Annotated in this window: 1 protein-coding gene; it reads left to right on the top strand. The window is 70.7% G+C overall.

Annotated elements, in window-relative coordinates:
* On the top strand, positions 1-608 hold a 608-nt coding region (locus IEX37_RS15850; protein ID WP_188757340.1), incomplete at both ends, for a hypothetical protein.

Raw genomic sequence — 608 nt, 5'->3', positions numbered from 1 at the left:
ACGCTGCCCGATGGTGCGGACAACTGGATCCAGACCCGCTTCGGCGGCACCTACATCCCGCGCCCCAACGGCTCGGGCCAGGGCGTCACCGCGCTGAAGGCCGCGAAGGACAGCGCGCAGCTGTCGCTCACCCGCGACGGCGTCACCTCGGTCGCCTACCGCGACGACGCGCCCTTCAGCACGCCGTTCGGCCAGAAGGGCGTGGAGGACACCACGGTCACCAACCTGGTGCCCGCCGACCTGCAGTTCGCGCGCTCCTCGAGCGCGGCGACCTGGGTGCCCGGTGGCGCGTACTCGTACATCCCGCTCGCGCTGGACGCGGTCACGTACGCGACCGCTCCCAGCACGGCCGTGCCGTCCAACATCCCGCTGGGCACGGCGATCGGTGAGGATGTCGACGGCGACGGGTACTTCGACCTGACGCTGCGCAACATCTACGGCATCAACCAGGCCAGCTTCGAGGTCAAGCTCGCGAACAGCCCCACGGCCCCGGAGCTGACGGTCGGCGCGCAGGGCACCAACGCGGACATCGTGCCGTTCATCCCGCAGGCCGGCTCGGGCACCCGCTCGTTCTGGCAGTCGACGATCGGGTCGTTCGGCCCGAGCGT

The organism is Microbacterium album (genome assembly GCF_014643695.1).
GTDB lineage: Bacteria > Actinomycetota > Actinomycetes > Actinomycetales > Microbacteriaceae > Microbacterium > Microbacterium album.
Note: the sequence above shows the minus strand (reverse complement) of the source record. Positions and strands in the feature narration are given on the sequence as shown.